This is a genomic window from Brachybacterium sp. Z12 (genome assembly GCF_014400405.1).
Classification (GTDB): domain Bacteria; phylum Actinomycetota; class Actinomycetes; order Actinomycetales; family Dermabacteraceae; genus Brachybacterium.
Genome location: NZ_CP060496.1, coordinates 2,944,793 through 2,967,544, shown reverse-complemented (window position 1 = coordinate 2,967,544; position 22,752 = coordinate 2,944,793). Strand labels below are relative to the sequence as shown.

The window sequence follows — 22,752 nt, the reverse complement described above, 5'->3', positions numbered from 1 at the left end:
TCTCAGGCGAGCAGAGCGGCGACGTCCTCGAGGGAGTCGATGCGGCGACCGGTGTGGAAGGGGAGCTCATCGCGCACGTGCAGGCGCGCATCGGAGTAGCGCAGGTGACGCATCATGTCGACCAGGTCGTGGAGGTCATCCGCCTCGAAGGAGAGCAGCCACTCGTAGTCGCCCAGGGCGAAGGCGGCGACGGTGTTGGCGTTGCACTGCGGGTATTCGCGGCCCAGCAGGCCGTGCTCGCGCAGCATGCGGTTGCGCTCGTCGTCCGGCAGCAGGTACCACTCGTAGCTGCGCACGAAGGGGTAGACGGTGATCCACTGCTTGCGCTCGAAGCTCGGCACCATGAACGAGGGCACGTGGCCCTTGGAGAACTCGGCCATGCGGTGCACGCCCATCGCGGCCCACTCGCGGTGCAGCCAGGTGCCCGGCAGGGAGCGCTCGAACTCGCGCAGCCCGCGCTGCAGGGCCTCGGGCTCATCCGCGGCCAGCCACAGCATCAGGTCGTCCTCGGCGCGGAAGCCGGAGACGTCGTAGAAGCCCAGGATCTCCACACCCCCGTCGGACGCAGACTCGATCAGACCGATGACGTCCTCGAGCGCGGCGGTGATCTGCGCGGTGGTGAGCTCGCCGTCCTCGGTCAGGCCCGAGAGCCGACGGAACACGGTGTAGCTGGTGTAGCGGGTGGTCTTCGCGATGTCCTCGGGGGACTGTGCGGACACGCCTGCGGGGGAGTCGGTCATGAAGGGGATCCTTCCGTGAGGGAGTGGTCGGCGCGGACGATTGCGTCGATGCCGGTGCCGGCCCGCCAGGAGCCGACCAGTTCGAGGGACGGCTGCTCGGCGAGCAGCGCGGTGAGGGTGTCGAGCGCGGCGCGGTGGCCGGGCAGGGGCTGTCGCATGGCACGGTCCCAGTCGATCACCTCGGAGGCCAGCAGCTGCGGGCGGCCCAGGGGGACACCCAGGATGCGGGTGGCGTCGGCCAGGGCGAGGTCGATGAGCTCCTCGCGGCCCGGCAGCGTCTCGCCCGGGCGGCCGTAGGACAGCCGCACCAGGTGCGGGCTGCCGGCCTCGGGCAGTGCCTCACGGAGCGCCCGCTGCACGTGCTCCCACTTGGCGCTCGCATGGGTCAGGGCCTTCGCCCGGATCCCGGCGGTGCCCGGGGCGACCAGCGCACCGGTGCCGGAGGGGTGGGCGTTCAGGGCGGGAGCATCGAGCACCAGCGCCGCGAGGCGCACAGCGGCCGACGGTGCCTGCGGGATCGCCTCGGCGATCGCGGGAGCCGCTTCGCCCAGCAGCTCCCGGACGGTGTCGGGAGGGCAGGCGAGGACGAGGTGGTCCGCGGGTGAGCTCCTCCCGGCGGGAGGTGAGCACCTGCCAGAGGGGTCCGTCGTCCGCTTCTGCCCGTGCGAGGTCGACCACCTCGACGCCGGTGCGCAGGATCCCACCGGCAGCGAGGAACCGTGCCTGCAGCGTCTGCGGCAGCACGGCCATGGTGGGGGACAGGGCGTGCACCCGGGTGCCGGCGCTGCCCGCAGAGCGCCCCCGGATCCGCCGCACCGCGGTGGTGAGGGAGCCGTGCTCGGCCAGGCCCCGGCTCAGCTGCGGAGAGGCGGCGACGAACTCGAGAGTCGCCGGATCGGAGGAGTGCACCCCGCCGATCACCGGTGCGACCAGGCGCTCGAGCACCTTCCTGCCCAGGCGCCGGCGCACCACATGGGCGACGGTCGCCCCGGGCCGGGCCCCGTAGGAGGCGGGCAGGAACCGCTCGAGGGCCGCACGCAGCGACCCCGCGGTGCCCAGCACCGCCCGCACATCCGCTGCCAGCGGGCGCGAGGGGGGGATCCCAGCAGGCTCGCTCCGGGTGCGCGGTGCGCCCCGGCCCCGGAGACCACCCGGCTGCCCAGACCCTCGCGCGGGGCGACGATCTGCTCGGCGAGGCCCAGCTCGGCGACCAGGGCGTCGACAGCCCCGGACCCCGTCGAGTAGGCCTCCGCACCGGTGTTCAGCGCGAGGTCCCCGGCGTCCGGGAGGGTGGCCTGCGCGATCGCGCCGCCGACGGCGCCCGTGGCCTCGAGCAGCACCACCCGGTGTCCGGCGCGCAGATGCCGACGCGCGGCGAGCAGCCCGGCCAGGCCGCCGCCGACGACGAGGACGCGGCTGGTCATGCCCGCTGCGCGCCCTGTTCGTGCAGGTAGCTCACGAGATCCGTGAGGACCTGGGGATCAGCGTCCGGCGGGACGCCGTGCCCGAGGTTCACCACATGCCCTGCGGCGCGGGAACCGGCCGTGAGCACGGAGCGGGCCTCGGCGAAGCGGACCTCCTCCGAGGTGAACAGCGTGGCGGGGTCGATGTTGCCCTGCACCGGGAGCCCTGCGGGAAGCACGTCGAGCGCCTGGTCCAGCCGCAGCCGGTGGTCCACGCCCATCGCGGTGGCGCCGGCCTCGAGCATCGGGGTCAGCAGGTGCGCGGCGCCGACGCCGAAGTGGATGCGCGGCACCGGAAGGTCCGAGACATGCGCGAGGGTCGCGGCGGAGTGGGACTGCACGGAGGTGCGGTACATGTCCTCGGAGAGCGCACCCACCCAGGAGTCGAACAGCTGCACGGCGGAGGCGCCGGCCAGCACCTGCGCGCGCAGGAAGCGGCCGGAGAGCTCGGCGACCCAGCCGGCCAGGCGCGCCCACACCTCCGGTTGGCTGCGCATCAGCGCACGCGTGCGCAGGTGATCCCGGCTGGGACCGCCCTCGACCATGTAGCTGGCCACGGTGAACGGGGCGCCGGCGAAACCGATCAGGGGAGTGGTGCCCAGCTCGGCGACGGTGAGGCGCACCGCCTCACGGATCGGCTCGAGCGCGGCGTCGTAGACATCATCGAGCGGGGGCAGGGCGTCGACATCGGCTTCGGTGCGGATCGGATGGTCGAAGACGGGGCCCACGCCGGGCTTGATCTCCACGCCGAGGCCCGCCAAGCGGGCGGGGACCACGATGTCCGAGAAGAAGATCCCCGCGTCCACCTTGTGTCGTCGCACCGGCTGGACGGTGATCTCGGAGACCATCTCCGGGCGCTCGCAGGAGTCGAGCATCGTGGTGCCCTCGCGCAGGGCGCGGTACTCCGGCAGGGAGCGACCGGCCTGTCGCATGAACCACACGCTCGGGGTGGCGGCCCTCACGCCGCGCAGCTCGCCCAGCAGTGAGGCGTCGGCCACGCCGCCCTCGGCGATCGGACGCTGTGCGGGGTGCTCCGGAGGCAGCGCCGAGGAGCCTTCAGGAGGGATGGTGGACGCGATCGCGGGGGCGGTGGCATGCCCGGGGCCTGCGGCGTTCCCGGGTTCTGACAGGTGTCGCGATCGATCTGACGCACTGTCGCCAAAAAGGGGCTCTGACATGGGGTTCTGTGACATGACACCCCTATTGTGCACAGGTTCCCGGACAGCGTTCCCAGGCTCGGCGGCGGCGCGGAGGACATGCCTACACTGGCACCCATGCTCGCCGCTCTCCGTGCCTCCCACGAGCACCTCGACCTCGAGGTGCTCGATGCGCTGACCCGCGGAGCGGACACCCTCCCGGCGGTGATCGAGGAGCTCCAGGGCGAGCGCGTGGCCGCCGGCGCCGCACCGGTGATCGCCGGCGAAGTCGTGATCAGCACCTGCAACCGGCTCGAGGTCTATCTCGACACCGACCGCTTCCACGAGGGCGTGGACCTGGTGCTCGACGCCGTCGCCCGCACCAGCGGCCTGGACCGCGAGGTGGTCTCCCTCTGCTTCGACGCGGCGATGGACTCGCCCGTCCCCCAGCACCTCTACGAGGTCACCTCCGGACTGCGCTCCCTCGTCCTCGGCGAGGCGGAGATCGCCGGACAGGTGCGCCAGTCCTTTGAGGCCGCCCGCCGCGACGGCCGCACCACCTCGATGCTCCACGACCTCTTCCAGCACGGCTTCCGCTGCGCCAAATCCGTCGCCACGCAGGCGCCGGTGGGTGCTGCCGGGCGCAGCGGCGCCGCGGTCGCGGTGGACCGGGCCGAGGTCGCCCTGGGCGGCTTCGCGGGCCGCCGGGTGCTGATCGTCGGCACCGGCGCCTACGCCCGGCTGGGCCTCGCCGAGCTGATGCGCCGCGGTGCTCCGGACGTGCGCGTGTTCTCGCCCTCGGGCCGCGCTGCGGGCTTCGCCGAGCGCCACGGCGTGGACACCGTCGAGGAGGACGGCCTCGAGGCCGCGATCCGCGAGGCAGATCTGGTGCTCGCCTGCTCCGGGCGCGGCACCTCCCTGTTCCCCGAGCTGTTCCTGGGCGCCGGCAGCACCCTCGTGCTCGACCTCGCCCTGCACTCCGACCTGCACCCGCTGGTGCGTCACCTCAAGGGCATCACCGTGCTGGGCCTCGCGGACCTCAAGCTCGGCACCGACGCGCAGGACGATCCCGCCCTGGTCACAGCCCGAGGGATCGTCGCCGAGAACGTCGAGGCCTTCCGCGTCCAGCAGGAGGTGCGCCGGATCGACCCCGCGATGGCCGCCCTGCGTCGCGAGGTCTTCGAAGCGGCCGACGGGGAGATCGACCGGCTGCGTCGCGACGTCTCCGGCGAGACCGCGGACCAGCTCGAACGCGCCGTGCGGCGGATCCTCGCCAAGGCCATGCACCAGCCCGCCGAACGGGCACGGCACCTCGCCGAGACCGGTTACGCCGACGCCTACGTCGAGGCGTTCCACACCATCTTCGGAATCGACATCTCCGCCGGTCAGGGGCGCACCGACCCTGCCGAGGCGGGAGTCGAGGGCGAGCCTGCCCCCGTCGGCTGGATGCGCGCGGATCGCACCGTGCCGCCGCGCTCGCCGGATCTCGGGGCTCCCGCCGCGCCGGTCGAGGAGGTCGCTATGGCGAGCCTCTCCGCCTCCGACATCGCCCGCATGGCGCTGCGCGGCGGGCAGTGCCCCGCCGGGTTCGGTCCCTCCGGGTCGCTCAGCGACGAGCTGATCACCGCCGGCGTCGGAACAGCCGGCGCCAGGGGCGCGGCTCCGGAGCCGCACCGGAGTCCTCCGGCACCTCGTCGATGACACTCGCGGGGCGCTCGCCGAGCTCCTCCGGGTCGATCCGCAGCCCGTCTTCGTCGATCCACACATCGGTCCAGCCGACGTCGGACTCATCGCGCGGGCTGTACTCACGGCGCGGCCCGAGCACCTCCCGCACCTCCGCGAGCTCGATCTCCTCCGGAGCGCGGACCTCCTCACCCCGGTGCGGCACCGGACAGGTCCAGAAGTACGGACAGCCCGGGCATCCGGCGGTCTCCTCGTCGGGAGCCGCCTCGCGCTGCATCTGGACCCCGTCGATCTGCTGCAGCATGCGCAGACGCGACTCGTAGGGATTGATCTCCATGGCCTGCTCAGAGTACTGCGCGGACCGCTCCCGCGTAGGATCTGAGGGCACCGACCCGACCCCAGGAGGACCCCCGATGAGCACCCCGCAGCAGCGCATCCACGACGCCACCCGCCGCCTGCTCGACCTGCTCGAGCACGGCGAGTCCCTCACCCCGAGGCGATCGAGCTGCGCTCCGAGCTCGCCGAGGCCACCGCCGAGGCCGGGCACCTCGATGACGCGTACTACCAGGTCGAGGAGCTGCTCAAGGACGCCCAGCGCCACCACGGCCCCGACCACGAGTCCGTCGCCCGGGCGCGGGCCGCCGTCGAGGCAGTGCGCGCGATCGGGATGCGCGCCGCGGAGGGCGCTGCGGAGGGATGAGCCCCTCCGTTCACCAATCGAAGCCCGCCTCCGCGAGCTGACGCTCGACCTCGGGACCCGTGCTCTCCGCATAGGTGGCGGTCAGATGGTCCTCGTCGAACATGACATGGATGTTCCCGATGAGCGGCGGGCAGGAGTCCTCCGGGCAGATCACCGGCAGCAGGTCCACCGGGAAGATCTCGGCGCCGCCACGCCCGGCAAGCTCCGCGAGCACCTCAGCATCCGTGCGCGGCTCGGGCATCAGCTCGCGAGAGAGCTCCTGGGTACAGGCCTCCCCGCTGCCATCACCGGCTTCGAGACAGGCGACGGGGTCCTCGACGATCCGTGGGGTGTCGCGCAGGGCGATGACGTCGATGCCCTTGTCCATGATCTCCGGCATCGTCTGCTCGGTGACCCGCCCGATCCGTTCGGGACCTTCGCTGGGGAGCTGGCTGGTGGCGAGTGCCACCGCCTCCGGCTGCAGCTCGAGCAGGTAGTCCATGACCGCCAGATTGTGCGCATCGCACTCGGGACCCCTATAGCTCTCGATCCCGGGGTGAAGACGCAGCTCGGTGACCACAGGATCACCAGGCGCCAGCCGTTCTCTCGAGCCGGCCCGGCAAGCGACAGCGCTGACTGCCCGAGGCGGGAGTTCCCGACCGCGACGATCACCGGAGCATCCTGCGGTGCCTCGGTCATCCGGCACCTCTCCTGCACCTCCGCCTCCTGTGGCGCCAGCTCGCCCTCGCAGGCCAGCTCCAGCTGGGACCAGTCCTGCTGGAGGGTGGCGGCCGAGGGCAGGGGCGGGGCATCCGAATCTGCGTCCGGATGCGGGGCATACGCGGGGTCCAGGGCCCGCGCTCGGGATTGTCCGCGTAGGCGCGGAGTTCGGCCTCATCAGCCGCCCGCTGCAGCAGCGTCTGCGCACCGATGCTGGGCGTGAGCCCCACCACCAGCACCGTCAGCACGACCGCTCCGGCCCGCCACGGCCGCGAGTTCGCCCAGCGCCAGCGCCGGACGGGGAGTCCACCAGGAGTGTCAGCAGCCAGGCGAGCACCAGGCTGACAGCGATGATCGAGCTGCCGAGCAGCAGGCCGGCGCGCTCGCGGCCGGTGGACAGCACCACGATCGTGAGGACCGGCCAATGGACCAGATAGAGGCCATAGCTCACGTCGCCGAGGAAGGCGAACGGTCGCGAGGAGAGCAGGCGGTCGGCACCGAATCGCGAGCCGGAGGTGCCGGCGAGGAACACACCGGTCGCGCCGAGCAGCGGGATCAGTGCGATCCAGCCCGGGAACATCGACCGGCCGTCGATCAGCGCTCCGGTGGAGATCAGCGCCGCCAGCCCCACCCAGCCGAGCGATGCCCGCACCCGGCGGGAGCGGCCGTTCGCGGCGGTGCCCGGGTTCGCGGCTGGCCACAGCGCCAGCAGCGAACCGGCAGCGAACTCCCACATCCGGGTGCTGGTGTCGAAGTAGGCGATCGGCTGCTGGGCGGCGGTGGAGGCCACCGACCAGGCGAAGGACGCGACGGCGATCGCCCCGAACACCACCAGCACCACTCGGCGCGGCGCGAGAGCGAACCGTCGCGAGAGCAGAGCGCACACGGCGAACAGCAGCGGCCACAGCAGGAAGACCTGGCCCTGGATGGACAGCGACCAGAAGTGCTGGAGCGGGGAGGTGGCGGCGGTCGCCGCCGCCTCGTAGTCGGTGTCGCGGTGGATCAGCAGCCAGTTCTCCACCTGCAGCAGAGAAGCGATCGCATCGTCGATGGCCGGCTTCCAGGTGCTGGCGGGCAGGAACAGCCGCACCCCGGCGAGGGTCGTCAGGATCACCAGCGCCGCAGGCGGGAGCAGGCGTTTGAAGGTCCGGGCCCAGTACGCGATCGGGGCCATCGGGCGCCCATCCTCCATCCGGCGCACGAAGCTGCCGGTGAGGAAGAAGGCCGAGATGAACAGGAACACGTCCACTCCGCCGGAGACCCGGTCGAAGAACACGTGGTAGAGCACCACCAAGCCGATCGCGAGGCCGCGCAGGCCGTTCAGCTCCGGACGGAAGCGGCCCGCGCGGCTGCCGGCCGCGGGTGCGGTGGAGGGCAAGGGGGTAGTGGGTGACGTCGGCATGGACAGGATGCTCAGCCGCGCAGGAAGGAGGTGCAGGCCTGCTGGAGCAGCAGCGGATCGGCGGTCGCGCACATCTCGCGGGCTGAATGCATGGACAGCAGCGTGATGCCCACATCGATCGTGGTCATCCCCAGCCGGGTCGCGGTGATCGGACCGATCGTCGAACCGCAGGGCATCGCATTGTTCGAGACGAAGTGCTGATGCGGCACCCCGGCGCGCTCGCAGGCAGCGACGAAGGCGGCGATGCCCACGGCATCGGTCGCATACCGCTGCTGGGCGTTGATCTTCAGCATCGGTCCCTCGCCCAGGCGCGGCCGGGTCACCGGATCATGACGCTCGGGGTAGTTCGGATGGGCGGCGTGGCCGGCATCGGCGGAGAGCACCATCGAGGAGGCCAGCACCTGCCTGCGGCTCGACTCATCACCGCCGAGGGCGGAGTGCACCCGCACCAGCACGTCCTCGAGGAAGGGGCCGGCAGCACCGGAACGGGTCGCGGAGCCCACCTCCTCGTGGTCGTTCGCGACCATCACCGCGATCGGCGCGGGACCATCCGGCGTCTCGGCGCGGGCACCGCGAGCGACCGTGATCAGGGCCTCCACCTCGGCGTGCACGGAGCTGAGGTTGTCCAGCCGGGCCGAGGCGAGGAACTCCTCGTCGGCGCCGAACAGCGCGGGTGCCTGGGCATCGACGGTGACCACGTCCAGGCCCACGATGTCGCGGCGGGCCACGCCGGCGTGATGGGCGAGGATCTCCAGCACGTCGGAGGGGGCGAAGCCGAGGATCGGCTGCATGTGACGCTGCGGATCCAGCTGCACGCCGTCCTTGTTCACCGCTCGGTCCAGGTGCACCGCGAGCTGCGGGACGCGCAGCAGGCCGGGGTGTCCACCAGCACGGTGCTGCCGTCGGTCAGTGCGAGCCGGCCGGCCATCCGCAGCTCGCGGTCCAGCCAGGAGTTCAGCAGCGGTCCGCCGTAGATCTCGATACCGACCTGGGCGAGGCCCTCGGCGCCGAGCTGTGGGTTGGGCTTGAGCTTCAGGGCGGGGGAGTCGGTGTGGGAGCCGACGATCCGGAAGGGGCTGGCTGCGTCCGCGCCCTCGGGCGCCGACCAGGCGATGATCGAGCCATCACGCAGCACGTAGCGGTTCCCGGCGGCGTCGGCCGAGCCCCAGGAGGTGGTCTCGTGGAGCTCGGTGAAGCCGGCCGCCTCGAGTCGCCGGGCTGCCTCGCGGGCGGCGTGGAAGCTCGACGGGGCGGCGGTGACGAAGGCGCCGAGATCGAGCGCGGCGGCGCGGGCGCGGGGCGAGGGGGCGGAGGCGGAGAAGGGAGTCACCCGATCATTGAACCATCGGTGCCGCGGCAGAGGTTTGTGCGACAGTGGCGCATTGTGCAGTTGTGGAATCATCTGAACCCCCTTCGCCCTCGGAGTTCACGCGAAAGTCGAGCGCGTTTCAGGAGGCATGCCCGGGAAGATTCGCGCGGGTGCGGGTGCGGGTGCGGGTGCGGGTGCGGGTGACGGCGGGCACGGCATGCTCCGGCGGCGAGGGCAAGTAGTGTGCGGATCTGTACGGCGATAGCCTGCCGGTGGCTCCCTGGGGGCAGTGCGCGACAGCGCGTCGGATCACGAAGTGGAGCCTGGAAGACATGTACTGGATTGAGATCGTGCCGGCGCTCCTGGTCGGCCTCTTGGTCGTCACGATCCCGGGTATCGCCATGGGCGCTGGGCTCGGGTTGCGGGGTGTTGCGCTTATCTCTCGCGCCCCCGTGTTCTCCGTGGCGATGATCGGTGTCGCAGCAGTCGTCGGGCCGATGCTCTCCGTGCCTTTCACACCGCTGTCGATCAGTGCCGGCTGTGTGGTGTTCGTCGTGGCGGCGTGGGGACTTCTCCGCCTCGTCGGAGGACGCCGTGAGAGATCTGACAGGGGCGCGCAGTCACGCACGGGCGAGTACCTGCTGGCCGCAGGGGCCGTTGGTGTCGCGTTCCTCGGGATTTTCCTCCGAGTGAAACAGGGGATCATCGTTCCCGATGCCCTGGCACAGCTCAGCGACGTCATCTTCCACCTCAACACCGTCGAGTACATCCTCGATACCGGGAACGGGTCCACGCTGACAGTCGGTGCGTCAGTCAGCCCGGGGGCGCCCCATCCTTGTACCCCGCCGCGTGGCACGACGTGCACGCGATGGTCCATACGCTGTCGGATCTGCCGATCGTCGCGAGCGCGAACGCCACGGTGATCGTCGTCGCCGCGCTGGGATGGCCGCTGTCGCTGCTCGCGCTGGCCTGGTCCCAGCGGTCGAGTGGCGGGTCCCAGCGGTTGACCAAGGGGTCCTTCTACGTCGTCGGGGCGGGCGTCGCCGCGGCCGCGTCAGCTGTCGCGTTCCCCAGCACCATGCTGACCTGGGGCGTCCTCTACCCGATGATGCTCGCGCTCGCCCTGGTCCCCGCTGTCGTCGCCATCATCATCGAGCTGATCCGTGCGGTCGAGAGGCGGCAGCGTCGGGAGATCACGAGCCTCGTCGTCCAGGCGGTGATCGGTGCATCCGCATTGGCCCTCGCGCAGCCCAGCGCGCTCGTCTCCGCCGCAGCCATCCTGCTCCCGTTCCTCATCGGCTCTCTCCGGCCCTATCTCAGGAGGCCGTTGGGCCGGCCCCGCGCGGTGGTGATTCTGCTCGGGCTCTCGATGCCCGCCGTGGCTGGGTTGTGGATCTTTGCGCGCCCGCCCCGCGAGAGGTGGTGGGAGCGCGGCGTGCTCGGCTATGGAGAGACCTGGGGCCCCACCCTCCAGGAAGCCCACGCAGTCGGCGACTTCCTCACCTCCGCGCTCGGGAGCGGCTCGGTGCTATGGGGGTTCGCCCTCCTGACCTGGATCGGGGCATGGTCGGCGTGGCGCAGGCCGGGGAGCCGCTGGCTGGTCGTCGCCTGGCTCTTCTCCGGCATGCTGTGGGTGGTCGCCGTCTCCTGGGACTTCTCGTTGGTCCGGACGGTGCTCGTCGGGCCTTGGTACAACGATGCGTTCAGACTGGCGGCGATGACGGCCACGCCCGCTGCGCTCCTCGCCGGGCACGGTGCCGCCGCGATCGCCGATCGGATGGAGCAGCTGATCGGCCGCATCGTGCCGCGGGTCCCTCCGGGATGGGCGCGGGGGCGGTCGCCGTCGGGATGCTCGGTGCGTTGCTGCTGACCAGCGGCAGCCGCCCCGCACGGGACGCATGGGGCCCGGTGTCCCGGGACTACGAGGTCCACGAGCACTCCATACTCCTGACCGAGGACGAATATTCCGTCCTCGAGCAGGTGGCGCAACACGTCCCCGAAGACGACGTGATCCTGGCGAACCCTTGGGGCGGAGGAGCGCTCGCCTACTCGATGGTCGATCGGGAGGTCAGCTCTCGGCACGTCTCGACGATGGTCGACAGCCCGTATGCGCCGATCGTCGCAGGGATCGACGACCCGGCGCAGCGTGACGAGGTGTGCCGTGCGGTTGCCGAGACCGGCGCCTACTGGTACCTCGACTTCGTGGATTCCGCCGGCATGGGCGGAGCCCAGGACGATGTCTTCGCGCCCCTCGAGGAGGCTGTGCGGTCGGGCCTGATGGACCCTGTCGTCGTAGAGGGCGATGTAGGCCTGTACCGCATCGACTTCTGCTGAGCGGGCCTCGCCTCAGATCGAGGTGCTGTTCAGCTCCTCGGACATCGGTGCGGTGAGACTCTCCTCGACGAACACTCGGGTCAGATGGTCGTTGTCCATATAGACGAAGGTGTCGCCGAGCACGGGGAACACCGGCCATCCGGACAGATCCGATCGCTCAGGTCGATCACCGTCACGCTGCCTTCTCCGCCACCGGCTGACGGATCGAGCGCGGCGAGCGGGGCGGCCGGATTCGCGACGGCGTGCTTGTCCTCGATGTCCGCTCCGCAGCTCGCGTCGGCGTCCGCTGGGCTGCCCCGGTGTCGATCACCGCTTCGGCGCACAGGTACTGGTCGGTTTCCCAGCGAGGCGTGTCCCGGGTGGCGAGGATGTGGATGCCCCGATCCAAGAGCGCCTGGACGGCCTCCTCGGTGCCGTCGGGGATGACCTCCTCCGGGGAGTCGGGGGCGGTGCGCGTGGCCGTCGTGAGCACGATGTCGGCCTGCACCTGGTTCAGATAGCTGAGCACGTAGGCGTCGTAGCCATCGCAGTACGCCGTCTGCTCCTCACGGATCTGGAACTCGCAGCCATCCATCGAGAGGTTCACGATCTGCGCCCCACGCTGTTCGGCCCAGGGGATGAGCGCGGGGATGTACTGGCGCGAGTGCGAGCTGCCCACCACCACGAGGGTCTTCGCAGCGTCGGCGTCGTCGGGCAGCAGCTGCTGGCAGTTGACGTGGCGGAAGCCGCTCTCGGGCACCCATTCGCCGCCGCAGCGCTCGGGCAGGTCAGGCCACTGCGCACCGAGCTGCCAGCCGTAGGGGCGCACGTCCGGTGGGGCGATGGTGGCGACCTCGTCGGTCGCGATGCTCGGCCCGTCGGCCACCGGCGGCTGGGGCTGCTCACGGTGCAGGAAGGCCCACCACCCGCCCGCTGCACCGGCGACCAGCGCGAAGCTCAGCGCGATCGCGGTCAGCGCCCGCCAGGGCCGTGCCTCGAGCCAGCGGGAGCGGCGCACCGGGGCGTCCACCGCGCGGGTCACCAGCCAGGCCAGCAGCACGGAACCGCTCAGCACCACCAGCCCGTCCAGCAGCCCGGCACGCTCCTGGCCGCTGTGGTGGAGCCAGATCACCAGGATCGGCCAGTGCACGAGGTAGAGGGCGTAGGAGATGTCGCCGACGAAGGCCGCGGGCCGCGTGGACAGCAGCGCATCCACGCCCCAGCGTCGACCGGAATGCCCGGCGACCACCACGGCGCCGGCGGCCGCGAGCGGCCACAGCGCGATCCAGCCCGGGAACATCGACGAGACGTCCAGGACCACTCCACATGCCAGCAGAGCGGCGATGCCCGCCCACCCGGTCAGCGCCCTCAGGGTGCGATGGGAGGGCGCCTGCCCGTCCTCCGGCCGGCGAGCGCCGGTGAGACGGTCCAGCAGCGGCAGGGCGAGCGCGAGCAGGGACCCGGCGGCGAACTCCCATAGGCGGGCCGCGGTGTCGAAGTAGGCGATCTCCTGCTGGCTCTGGGTGGAGATGATCGACCAGGTCAGGGACGCCGCACCGATCAGCGCGATGATCGCGATCAGAGGGCGGCGCACGGGCTTGCCGGCCCGCGCTCGCCGTACCACCAGCAGGAACAGCAACGGCCAGACCACGAAAGCCTGCCCCTGCACGCTGAGGGACCAGAAATGCTGCAGCGGGGAGGCGGCGCCGGCATCACGTGCGTGGTAGTCGACCTGCAGCACGACCAGCAGCAGGTTCTGGACGTAGGCCGCCGAGGCCACTGCCTCCTGCATGACGGTCTGCCACATCGAGGCGGGGAGGAGGGCGGCGGTCGCGGCCAGGCTCAGCAGGATCGTGATGGCCGCGGGGGCAGGAGCCGCTTGAAGGTGTGCAGCCAGTAGCGGGGCACCCCGAGCGGTCGGCCGCTCTCCAACCGGCGCACGAAGGTGCCGGTGAGGAAGAACGCGGACAGGAACAGGAACACATCCACGCCGCCGGAGACCCGGCCGAGCCAGATGTGATAGATCGCGACCAGGCCCAGCGCGACCGCGCGCAGCCCGTGCAGCTCGCCACGGAACGCCGGGCGGGAGGCGGCGGGCTCGACGACTGCGGGTCCCTGCCCGGCGGCGGTGCCGTCGGTGGGGGAGGGCACGGTGCTGCGGGATCGGGTCGCCTCGCCGCGAGGTCGCCAGGTCCCGGAGACCGCGCCGCTCGTGGACCAGGCGTCCTCCGCCTCCCGCTCGGCGTGGAGCTCGATCGGTCCCTGCAGCCAGTCGCCGAGGGACGAGGTCTGGGAGGGCAGGGGGCCCGCCGTCCAGGCCGCGAGGTCGGAGCGGGGGAGGGAGGGCGACGGGGCAGGCTCCGGCTCCTGGGTCCAGTCCGCGAGCTCGTCCGCGAGGGGCTCGCCGGGCTGCTCCCAGGCGCTGATGTCAGCGGCGGCCTCGGGTGCCTGCCGGTCAGGCTCCGGCTCGCCGAGCGGGCGGGTGCGCTGCTCTTCGTCGCGCGGGCGGGCAGGATCACTGGGCGAGCTGATCGTGATCCCCTTCCGCTGCGCCGACGTCGACGGCATGTGCGGGCGGTCTGGTTCCGATGCCCCCGCGCTGCGGTGGATCCTAGTGGATCCCGTGGCTGCGGCGGCTGCGGGACCGCCATGGGATCATGAGGCGGTGACCGCTCAGAGTGCCGACCCCACCGCCGCCCCGTCCCCGGCCGACGGGGGCTTCGAGATCACCGCCCGCCATGGGGACAGGGCCCGTGCCGGGACGCTCACCACCCCGCACGGCGAGATCGCCACACCGGCCTTCATCCCCGTCGGGACCAAAGCGACCGTCAAAGCTGTGCTTCCGGAGTCGATGAGCGACCTGGGGGCGCAGGCGCTGCTGGCCAACGCCTACCATCTCTACCTCCAGCCCGGCCACGACCTGATCGACGAGGCCGGAGGGCTGGGTGCCTTCATGAACTGGCCCGGCCCCACCTACACCGACTCCGGCGGCTTCCAGGTGATGAGCCTGGGCGCGGGCTTCAAGAAGGTGCTCTCGAGCGAGTTCTCCGGCGGGGAGAAGGCCCGCACCGCGACCGGTGAGGACGATGCGGTCGCCGAGGGCAAGGACCGCCTCGCCCACGTCGACGACGACGGCGTCACCTTCCGCTCGTTCATCAACGGGGACGTGCACCGCTTCACGCCCGAGATCTCGATGCAGATCCAGCACGGGCTCGGCGCGGACATCATGTTCGCCTTCGACGAGCTGACCACCCTGATGAACTCCCGCGGCTACCAGGAGCAGGCGCTCGAGCGCACCCGGCTGTGGGCGATCCGCTGCCTGGCCGAGCATGCACGCCTCACCGAAGAGCGCACCCATCGCCCCTACCAGCAGCTGTGGGGCGTCATCCAGGGCGCCCAGTACGAGGACCTCCGCCGCCAGGCGGCCCGCGACCTGGGCACGATGGATGTCGAGGGGTGGTCCTTCGACGGCTTCGGCATCGGCGGGGCGCTCGAGAAGGAGAACCTCGGCACGATCGTCGGCTGGGTCACCGAGGAGCTGCCCGAGGAGAAGCCCCGGCATCTGCTGGGCATCAGCGAGGTCGATGACCTGTTCGTCGCGATCGCGGCGGGGGCGGACACCTTCGACTGCGTCTCCCCGTCCCGGGTGGCCCGCAACAGCGCCGTCTACACCCGCACCGGCCGGGTGAACCTCACCGGTGCGAAGTACCGCCGCCAGTTCGCTCCGATCGACGAGGGCTGCGACTGCTACACCTGCACGCACTACACCGCCGCGTACGTCCACCACCTGTTCCGCGCCAAGGAGATGCTCTCCTCGACCCTGTGCACGATCCACAACGAGCGCTTCGTGGTGCGCCTGGTGGATCAGATCCGCGAGTCCCTGCTCACCGGTGACTTCGACGCCCTGCGGGAGGAGACCACCGGCGCCTACTACGGCTCCCCCGGTGAGCGACCACTCTCCCTGGGCGCCGCGGCCCGAGACCGCCGACGTGCCGGAGGGGAGCACCGCCGACGTGCCGGAGGGGAGCACGCAGGCGCCGGACCTGCCCGGCCCGGACACCACCACCGCGCTCGGTGCGGCCGTGGCGATGCTGGCCCTCGCCGGGATCTGCGCGCTGCTCGCGGAACACTTCCTGCTCGGTGCGCTGCGCCTGGCCACCGGCCTGCTCGCAGGTGCGGGCCTCGGCACGGCACTGCTCGCCCTCCTCGGCTCCCGGCTGCGCCCGCGCCCACGCACCGTGATCGCCCTCGTCACCGCCGCAGCGCTCGCACTCGCACTCACCCTCCCCGCCCTGCTCGCCACCCGCATCGCGCCGCTCGCGGAGCAGGCTATGACGACCATCGACGCGCTCGGCGACGGCGATACCGTGCACTCACTGCCCGAACCCGAAGCCCCGGTGCTGGTGCGCCGGGAGGGCGGTGGTGCGGAGCTGCTCGATGAGCTCGGGGCCCGCCACCTCGAGGCCGCCCCCGAGGACGTGATCGCCCTCGCCGCCGACGGCACCCGAGCAGTGCACGCGAGGGCCACCACCACCGAGGTGCTCACACTGGACCGCACCGCCTCGGGCGGAGCCGACGGCGGCCTGCCCTCCCTCACCCTCGACGGCACCCCGCTCGCCCTCGACGGGGACCTCATCGTGCTGCGCCACTGCGAGGACGGCACCTGCCGGCTCTCCGGCCACGACCTCACCGCCCCCGCGGACCCGCTCTGGACGCTGCTGGACGCCGAGGAGACCCGCGGCACCGATCCGGCCGGGGCCGAGGTGCCCGCACGGCTCGGCCAGGCGCCCGGCCTGCTGGACGCCGTCCGCACCACCGGGGTGCTGCCCTCGATCCCGCTGCGCTTCGACCCCGCACAGGGATGGGTCCAGCTCGACATCGCGACCGGGTTCCCCGTCGGCCGCATCCTCGCCGCCCCCGAGGAGGAATGCCGCATCACCACCACCGCGCCGACGGCCACCGCACTGGACCCGCTCCATGCGACGCCGCTCGTGCTCACCGCCTGCTCCGCGGAGGACGGCGCCCTCACCGCCACCGCCTTCCGGGAGGGTGAGGTGCTGTGGGAGTCCGCGCCCTCCCCGCCCGGGGAATGGTCCGTGCGCCTGGACGGGGACACCGTGCTCGCCACCGGCACCGAGGCGGGCACCGACGTGCCCGGGGAGATCGTCGCCAGCGGGCAGCGCGGGGACTGGGCGGCACCCGGCGGGGAGGGCGTGCGACAGGCCTCGGCCTTCACCTCCCGGATCGGGATCGACGGCGCCGCGATGGTCGTCACCAACGACAGCGGACAGCTCGTCGCCTATGACACCGCCGACGGCACCAACCTGTGGACCCTCCCCTCACCTCCCCGGACGCCGCGGTGCGAGGCGCCCTAGGCAGCGGTGCCGCGGTGGTGCTGGACACGGTGGTGCGGGAGGAGCCGCTGGAACCGCGAGGGGCGCAGCGGCTGCGGGTGATAGACGCGATGACCGGTGAGGTCACCGTCGAGATGCTCATCTCCGAGGAGGTCGGTGCGGTGCATGCCGTCGGCGGCGGCAGAGCCCTGGTCACCGTGGGCGGCGAGACCCTGCTGCTGGGGCGCTGACCCCGCGAGGCTCAGGGACGCGAGACGCCCCGGGCCTCATCGAGGTCCGGGGCGTCAGCCGGGTGTGGAAGCCGGCTCAGGCGTTCTGCGCGGCCCAGCGGCGCGACATCATGGCGCCGACGATCAGGGCGGCGAACACGATCAGGGAGCGGATGATCTCGGCGACCAGGTACACCAGGGAGATCACGCCGACGGTGCTGTAGTCGACCGCGTTGTAGATGATCACCTGGTAGATCCCGTAGATGATCCAGTAGGCGATGACAGCGAGGACCATGGTGGCGATCACGACGATCGCACCGGTCCGGCCACGCCCGGAGGCCTGGAGGATCACCATCACCGCGAGGATCAGGACCGCGAGGGACACCAGGCCGTTGACGAGCAGGACCAGGATGCCGAAGAGGCTGCCCATGCCGAGCACGGCCGTGGACCCGGCGGCACCACCGGCGAAACCGATGCCGAAGGTGATCACATTGCCGATCAGGCGGACCGCGACCACCGCGAGCACGGCGAAGAACATCCACTTGATGAGGTTCGCGAGCCGGGACGGCGCCCCGGCACCGGGCGCGCCGAAGCTGTTCGAGGCCCCTGCGGCGCCCGGGTAGGACGCTCCGGGGTAGCCGCCCGGTGCCGGCGCCGGTGAGACATGGCCCCACTGCGGCTGGGACGGGGAGCCGGGCTGCGGGGCGGGGGGAGGGCTGGCCCCACTGCGGCTGCGGGGTGGGGGACGGCTGCCCCGGTTGCCCCCACTGGGGTGCCGGCGGCGGCGGATTCTGCCCGCCCTGCCCCCACTGCCCCTGCTGTCCGTGGTCCGGTCCGTACCCCTGAGTCATGCTTCTCCCTCGGTCCTGCCTCGTCGTGACGTCACGACGACGCCCGAGTCAGCGTATAGGGCGCCGTCGCGTTCGAGGTGACGGCGAGATTGCGATCTCAGGACCGCGCGGCGGTCAGCCGGAACCGGAAGCTCTCCTCACGGGCGCCCAGCACGTACTGCGGCAGCGGCTCCGGCCCGCAGGCCGCCGAGCCCACACCATGCAGAGCGGAGGACAGGGTCACCCAGGTGCGGCCATCGCCGCGCAGAGCACCGTCATGCGCGCGGGCATCGAGCTCCGCCGTGGACCACGGCCGGGCGGCGAAGCCCATCCCGTCCGGAGCCCACAGCTCGAGCGTCGGCCCTTCCCCGCCGCTGAGCGCAGCCCGCACCACTCCGGCACGGTTGCCGTTCTCCTGCGGGAACACGTACGGCACCTGGAACTCCTCGAGCGTCGAGGACCAGCGGCCGAAGGTGGTGCCGCCACCGGTGTCCGGGTAGGACTCGTGCGGGCCGAAGCCCTCGTAGTCCAGCTGGTCGGGGGCCGACGGCAGTGCGAAGGTCCAGCCGATCCGCGGCAGCGGGAGATCTCCGGGCCAGAAGGCCGAAGGCGTCACCGTCACGTCCACGTCAACGCCCGCGGCGTCGCCGCTCCAGCGTTCGGTGACGTCGGCGCCCAGCGCCGATCCGTCCAGCCCGATCCGGCTGCGGACGACGAGCACGGCCCGGTCGACAGGGTCCGTGGAGATCTCGACGAGGCGGCGCCGGGCATGATCCAGTCCGATCCGCTTCCAGCGGGCCTCGAGCGGGGCCCGGGTGCGGGCGCGCTCGTTGTCCACCGGGGCGCGGTACAGATCCACCCCGGCGCTCTCGAGCTCGAGCGTCCCCAGACCGATCAGCCGGCCCAGGTCGTCGAAGCGGGCGGGGCCGAGGCTCCAGGAGCCGTCCTCGCCCTGCACCGGGGTCGCCGGTGCGCCCGCGGGCGGGGTGAGCGCGGCGCGCAGGCGCTCTGCATCCACGTGATCCGCGGAGACGATCAGGTGACCCGCCGGGACCGGGCCCTGCGCCTCGCGGGTGGTGAGGCGCACCGTGGTGGTCGCGCCCTCATGCACCGGCAGCGCCGCCTCGACGCTCTCGCCCGGGGCGATCTGCGGCAGCGCGAGCTCCTGCCAGGAGGCCTGGGCGTCCACGGACACCTCGGCCCGCAGGTGGCTCAGGTCGCTGAATGCGTAGCGGTTGGTGATCCGCACACTGCCGGGGGTGACCTCGAGGCCGACGGGAGAGTAGTGATGCTTGGCGTCCAGCAGTGCGGGGGAGGGGGTGCGGTCGGGCAGCAGCAGCCCGTCGGCCACGAAGTTCCCGTCGTGCAGGCGTTCGCCGAAGTCGCCGCCGTAGCCGTAGATCTGGTTGCCCTCGGCGTCGGTGGTCTCCAGGCCGTGATCGATCCACTCCCAGATGAAGCCGCCGTGCAGCGCCGGGTACTGCTCGGTCAGCTCCATGTACTCCTTCAGGGAGCCGGCGCCGTTGCCCATCGCGTGGGCGTACTCGATCCACAGGAACGGCTTCGTCAGCGCCGGCGGGCTGGCGAAATGCCCCTCGGGCACGTCGAGAGCGAAGCCGCGCAGCATGGAGGTGAGCTTGTCCTGGTACTCGGGGGACAGCTCGCGCCTGCCGATCTGCGCGGACTCCTCGACCGTGGAGTACATCAGGGAGAACACGTCCACGTACTCCGCGGCGTAGTCCTGCTCATAGATCACGGGGCGGGAGGGGTCCGTCTCGCGCACGGCGGCGACCATCGCCTCGGTGACAGGACCGGAGGCGGCCTCGTTGCCGATCGACCACATCACGATCGAGGCATGGTTGCGGTCGCGGCGCACGAAGCGCTCCGAACGCTCGACCAGCGACTCCTCGAACAGCGGGTTCTGCGCCGGGCCCTCGGCCGCGCCGGTGCCGTCCTCGCCCCAGGTGGAATCGGCGTGGAAGCCGTGGGTCTCGAAGTCGCCCTCGCAGATCACATACAGCCCGACCTCATCGCACACCTCGAGGAAGCGCTGGTGGGGCGGGTAGTGGGAGGTGCGCACGGCGTTGAGGTTGTGCTGCTTCATCAGCGCCACGTCGAGGTCCTGGTTCTCCAGCTGCTGGGCACGGCCCACCACCGGATCTGCCTCATGACGGTTCACGCCCCGGAACACGATCCGCTCGCCGTTGACGCGGAAGATCTGGCCGTCCACCTCGACACGGCGGAACCCCAGACGCAGCGAGACGGTCTCCGTCCCGGTGCGCACGGTCGCGTCGTACAGGTGCGGGTCCTCCGCGGACCACGGCCGCACCTCGCCGACGGCGAGGGGGTCCACCCCGGTCGCAGCGCGATGGCCGAGCGTGGGGATCTCGAGATGCGCCACGATCTCGGCGCCGTCCGCGTCGAAGGCGGTCGCGCTCAAGGTGCCCTGGCCGGTCTCCGGGTCGAAATCCGCGACGGTGACCAGGTCATGGAGCCCGCCGACAGGGCGCAGCAGCAGATCCACGCTGCGGAAGATGCCCGAGGCCCACCACATGTCCTGGTCCTCGACGTAGGTGTTCACCGACCACTGCACCACGCGCACTTCAAGGAGATGCTCGCGGTGCTCCCCGGGAGAGGCCAGCGCCTCGGTGACGTCGAACTCCTGGGTGAGGCGGGAGCCGGCGGTCACGCCGATCTCGGCCCCGTCGATCCACACCTTCGCCGCCGAGTCCACGCCCTGGAAGCGCAGCAGCACACGCGCACCTGCGGCGAGCTGCCCGGCCCAGTCGGCGGGGACCGCCACGGTGCGCGAGTAGTGCCCGGTGGGGTTCTCGTCCGGCACATGCGGCAGGTCTCGTGGGATCGGGTAGATCACGTTGGTGTATTGCGGGGTGCCGTGGCCCTGCAGCTGCCACAGCCCGGGCACTGCGATCTCGGTGGGCTCGCCCAGATCGCTGCCGTCGGCGCGGGTGCCGTAGCGGAAATCCCAGGTCCCATCGAGGTTCAGCGCGGGAGCGTCGGTGCGCAGATGAGCGCGGCCGCGCAGGCGGTTCCGCCCGGCAGGGAGCTCCTTCCACCAGCGGTCGGTGCGGTCGACGGGCGGCAGTGGGGTCGGTGTGCTCATCGGTGAGGCTCTCCTGGTCTCGAGGCCGGTCCGCGACCGGGTTCGTGAACGTTCACGGACCAGCCTACCCGGTCGCGCTAGACTCTCCCCTCGTGACCACGCCCGAGCCGAACCGGTGGACCGACCGCCACAGCGACGCCGTGTCCGCGCGCAAGGAGACGTACGAGCAGCTGCGCCGGGCCAGCACCTGGCGCCTGCTCGCCGCGACGAAAGCTCCGGCGGTCCTCGCCATCCTGCAGGCGACCTTCCCCTCCGGCGACCGTCGGCTGCCCCGCAGCGAGCTGATCGCCCGCGTCGGCGCGCACCTGGAGCTGCTTCACGACGACCACGACGATGAGGCGCCCGAGGACCTCGACCCCGCTGGGGAGGCTCGCAGCGGCCGCACCGCGGCGGAATATGTGGACGGCTGGGTGCGCGAGGGTTACCTCACCCGCCGGGATGACCCGCAGCGCACCGAGACCACTTTCGAGCCGTCCCCGGCGACGATCGACGCGATCCAGTTCATCGCCTCCCTCGAGGACCACCGGCCCACCACCACCGAGTCCCGCCTGCAGCTGGTGGTCCAGCAGTTCGAGCGCCTCGCCCAGGAGACCGAGACCGACCGGGACGTGCGCCTGGCGGACCTCCAGCGCCGGCGCGAACGGATCGAGGCCGAGATCCGCGACCTCGCCGAGGGCGAGCTGATGCTGCCCAGCCCCGAGGTGTCGGTGGACAGGCTGCGGGACATCCTGCAGATCGCCGCCGAGCTCTCCGGCGACTTCCTCCAGTATCGGGAGGATCTGCGGGCCGTGGACCTGCGCCTGCGCGAGCAGATCCTCTCCCCGGATGGCTCCCGCGGCGAGATCCTCGAGCAGCTGCTGGCCGGCGACGACCTGCTGGGCCAGTCGACGGTGGGCCGCACCTTCACCGCCTTCTTCCGGATGCTCAACGACCCGGCGCAGACCCGCACCACGCAGGAGCTCGTGGATCGGCTGCTCGAGCGGGACTTCTCCCGCACCCTGGACCGGGATGAGCGCGAGAAGCTCGCCAACGTCTTCAGCGACCTCTACGAACCGGCGCAGGAGGTGCTGGACGTCAAGACCGAGCTGTACCGCTCCCTGGCCCGCTTCGTTCGCTCCCAGGACTTCCGCCAGCATCGTGTGATGCTCGAGGTGCTGCAGGAAGCGCAGGGGCTCGCCCTTGCACAGAAGGACGAGATCCCCACCCGTGCCCCGTTCCCGCTCGAGCTGGACCTCTCCCGCGTGCTGATGGGCTCGGTCGCCCAGCACCGTCTGAAGGACCCCACCGATCCGGGCGCGCCCGCCGAGGCCGAGGTGCACGACGCCACCGCGCTCAGCGTCGAGGTGCTCGCGGACCTGGTGCGCACCAACGACATCGACATCGTGGGCCTGACCGGTGATGTCAATGAGGTGCGCGGCCGCAGCGGCCAGGCCTCGATCGGGGACGTCCTGCGCCAGAAGCCCGCCGAGCAGGGGCTGGCCAGCGTGATCGGTCTGATGTTCCTGGCCACCGGCCACGCGCAGGCCCGTGAGGGCTCCACAGAGATCGTTGGCTGGCGCGAGCTGGACGGCAACGACTACGCCGCGAAGGTGCCTGCGTTCTACTTCCTGGAGGACATCCCCGTCGAGTGACGGCGGCGGCGCCGACGCCGCCGCCTGAGCTGCTGTCAGGCCTCGTCGAGCTCCGTGAGGGCGGGCTGTGCGTGCTCTCTGAGCGCCTCGAGATCGGTGCCGAACTCCGCCATCCGGCAGCCTCGGCCGTGCGGTGCCACCACGATGCCCTCCGCCTGC

At 71.6% G+C, this 22,752-nt stretch carries 19 protein-coding genes and 2 pseudogenes; 8 read left to right on the top strand and 13 right to left on the bottom strand.

The window, feature by feature from the left end:
* Positions 1-2: 2 nt before the first annotated feature.
* From hemQ to hemE, 4 genes are all read right to left on the bottom strand, one after another.
* Entirely contained in the window at positions 3-740 is a 738-nt protein-coding gene (gene hemQ / locus H3H54_RS15740; RefSeq protein ID WP_262424603.1) for a hydrogen peroxide-dependent heme synthase, read from the bottom strand.
* Positions 737-1,444, bottom strand: a complete 708-nt coding sequence (locus H3H54_RS15735) for an NAD(P)/FAD-dependent oxidoreductase (RefSeq protein WP_262424602.1) — start codon at positions 1,442-1,444, stop codon at positions 737-739. Before H3H54_RS15735 ends, hemQ begins: the two co-directional genes overlap by 4 nt.
* A gap of 213 nt (positions 1,445-1,657) precedes the next feature.
* Entirely contained in the window at positions 1,658-2,164 is a 507-nt protein-coding gene (locus tag H3H54_RS15730) for an FAD-dependent oxidoreductase (protein ID WP_262424601.1), read from the bottom strand.
* Positions 2,161-3,201 carry a uroporphyrinogen decarboxylase gene (gene hemE / locus H3H54_RS15725; RefSeq protein WP_316249060.1) on the bottom strand — a complete coding sequence of 347 codons (1,041 nt, stop codon included), beginning with the start codon at positions 3,199-3,201 and terminating at the stop codon, positions 2,161-2,163. Before hemE ends, H3H54_RS15730 begins: the two co-directional genes overlap by 4 nt.
* 276 nt (positions 3,202-3,477) lie before the next feature.
* Here hemE and H3H54_RS15720 point away from each other — a divergent pair, with 276 nt between their 5' ends.
* On the top strand, positions 3,478-5,040 hold the full coding sequence (locus tag H3H54_RS15720; RefSeq protein WP_262424600.1) for a glutamyl-tRNA reductase: 1,563 nt from the start codon (positions 3,478-3,480) through the stop codon (positions 5,038-5,040).
* On the opposite strand, the gene H3H54_RS15715 is transcribed toward H3H54_RS15720, so the two are convergent.
* From H3H54_RS15715 to H3H54_RS15695, 5 genes and pseudogenes are all read right to left on the bottom strand, one after another.
* Positions 4,961-5,359 (bottom strand): hypothetical protein, encoded by a 399-nt coding sequence (locus H3H54_RS15715; protein ID WP_262424599.1) that lies wholly within the window; start codon positions 5,357-5,359, stop codon positions 4,961-4,963. The genes H3H54_RS15720 and H3H54_RS15715 overlap by 80 nt on opposite strands.
* Before the next feature lie 373 nt (positions 5,360-5,732).
* Positions 5,733-6,599 carry an SGNH hydrolase domain-containing protein gene (locus tag H3H54_RS15710; protein ID WP_262424598.1) on the bottom strand — a complete coding sequence of 289 codons (867 nt, stop codon included), beginning with the start codon at positions 6,597-6,599 and terminating at the stop codon, positions 5,733-5,735.
* A 63-nt stretch (positions 6,600-6,662) separates the two neighbouring features.
* Complete coding sequence (locus H3H54_RS15705) at positions 6,663-7,799, bottom strand: acyltransferase (protein ID WP_262424597.1); 1,137 nt, start codon at positions 7,797-7,799, stop codon at positions 6,663-6,665.
* A 35-nt stretch (positions 7,800-7,834) separates the two neighbouring features.
* Positions 7,835-9,153: pseudogene (locus H3H54_RS15700) on the bottom strand (M18 family aminopeptidase).
* 118 nt (positions 9,154-9,271) lie between these two features.
* Complete coding sequence (locus H3H54_RS15695; protein WP_262424596.1) at positions 9,272-9,466, bottom strand: hypothetical protein; 195 nt, start codon at positions 9,464-9,466, stop codon at positions 9,272-9,274.
* On the opposite strand from H3H54_RS15695, the gene H3H54_RS15690 reads away from it, so the two are divergent.
* The 3 genes from H3H54_RS15690 to H3H54_RS15680 are packed head-to-tail and all read left to right on the top strand — an operon-like array spanning position 9,465 to position 11,466.
* The gene (locus tag H3H54_RS15690; protein WP_262424595.1) at positions 9,465-10,055 is read left to right on the top strand and encodes a DUF6541 family protein; all 591 of its coding nucleotides are present in this window, start codon (positions 9,465-9,467) and stop codon (positions 10,053-10,055) included. The two genes, H3H54_RS15695 and H3H54_RS15690, sit on opposite strands and share 2 nt — an antisense overlap.
* A complete protein-coding gene (locus H3H54_RS15685) occupies positions 10,001-11,002 on the top strand; it encodes a DUF6541 family protein (protein WP_262424594.1) in 1,002 nt (333 codons plus the stop codon). The genes H3H54_RS15690 and H3H54_RS15685 overlap by 55 nt, the downstream gene beginning before the upstream one ends.
* Positions 10,981-11,466, top strand: coding sequence for a DUF6541 family protein (locus H3H54_RS15680; RefSeq protein WP_262424593.1), 486 nt, complete (start codon positions 10,981-10,983; stop codon positions 11,464-11,466). The genes H3H54_RS15685 and H3H54_RS15680 overlap by 22 nt, the downstream gene beginning before the upstream one ends.
* A 172-nt stretch (positions 11,467-11,638) precedes the next feature.
* Here H3H54_RS15680 and H3H54_RS15675 read toward each other — a convergent pair whose 3' ends face one another.
* Both H3H54_RS15675 and H3H54_RS15670 read right to left on the bottom strand, forming a co-directional pair.
* On the bottom strand, positions 11,639-13,252 hold the full coding sequence (locus H3H54_RS15675; RefSeq protein ID WP_262424592.1) for an acyltransferase family protein: 1,614 nt from the start codon (positions 13,250-13,252) through the stop codon (positions 11,639-11,641).
* A gap of 35 nt (positions 13,253-13,287) precedes the next feature.
* Positions 13,288-14,013: an acyltransferase gene (locus H3H54_RS15670; RefSeq protein ID WP_262424591.1), complete on the bottom strand. Its 726-nt coding sequence runs from the start codon at positions 14,011-14,013 to the stop codon at positions 13,288-13,290.
* Here H3H54_RS15670 and tgt point away from each other — a divergent pair.
* From tgt to H3H54_RS15655, 3 genes and pseudogenes are all read left to right on the top strand, one after another.
* Positions 14,012-15,382, top strand: a pseudogene (tgt, locus tag H3H54_RS15665) (tRNA guanosine(34) transglycosylase Tgt); the annotation flags it as partial. The gene H3H54_RS15670 and the pseudogene tgt overlap by 2 nt on opposite strands.
* Before the next feature lie 394 nt (positions 15,383-15,776).
* Positions 15,777-16,820 carry a PQQ-like beta-propeller repeat protein gene (locus H3H54_RS15660; protein ID WP_262424590.1) on the top strand — a complete coding sequence of 348 codons (1,044 nt, stop codon included), beginning with the start codon at positions 15,777-15,779 and terminating at the stop codon, positions 16,818-16,820.
* Positions 16,821-16,834: 14 nt separating this feature from the next.
* On the top strand, positions 16,835-17,029 hold the full coding sequence (locus H3H54_RS15655; RefSeq protein ID WP_262424589.1) for a hypothetical protein: 195 nt from the start codon (positions 16,835-16,837) through the stop codon (positions 17,027-17,029).
* Positions 17,030-17,105: 76 nt separating this feature from the next.
* Here the strand turns inward: H3H54_RS15655 and H3H54_RS15650 are convergent, their stop codons facing one another.
* Complete coding sequence (locus H3H54_RS15650; RefSeq protein ID WP_262424588.1) at positions 17,106-17,546, bottom strand: hypothetical protein; 441 nt, start codon at positions 17,544-17,546, stop codon at positions 17,106-17,108.
* A 410-nt stretch (positions 17,547-17,956) separates the two neighbouring features.
* The gene (locus H3H54_RS15645; protein WP_262424587.1) at positions 17,957-20,962 is read right to left on the bottom strand and encodes a glycoside hydrolase family 2 TIM barrel-domain containing protein; all 3,006 of its coding nucleotides are present in this window, start codon (positions 20,960-20,962) and stop codon (positions 17,957-17,959) included.
* A 92-nt stretch (positions 20,963-21,054) separates the two neighbouring features.
* Here H3H54_RS15645 and H3H54_RS15640 point away from each other — a divergent pair, with 92 nt between their 5' ends.
* On the top strand, positions 21,055-22,593 hold the full coding sequence (locus tag H3H54_RS15640) for a DUF3375 domain-containing protein (RefSeq protein WP_262424586.1): 1,539 nt from the start codon (positions 21,055-21,057) through the stop codon (positions 22,591-22,593).
* Positions 22,594-22,752 lie beyond the last annotated feature (159 nt).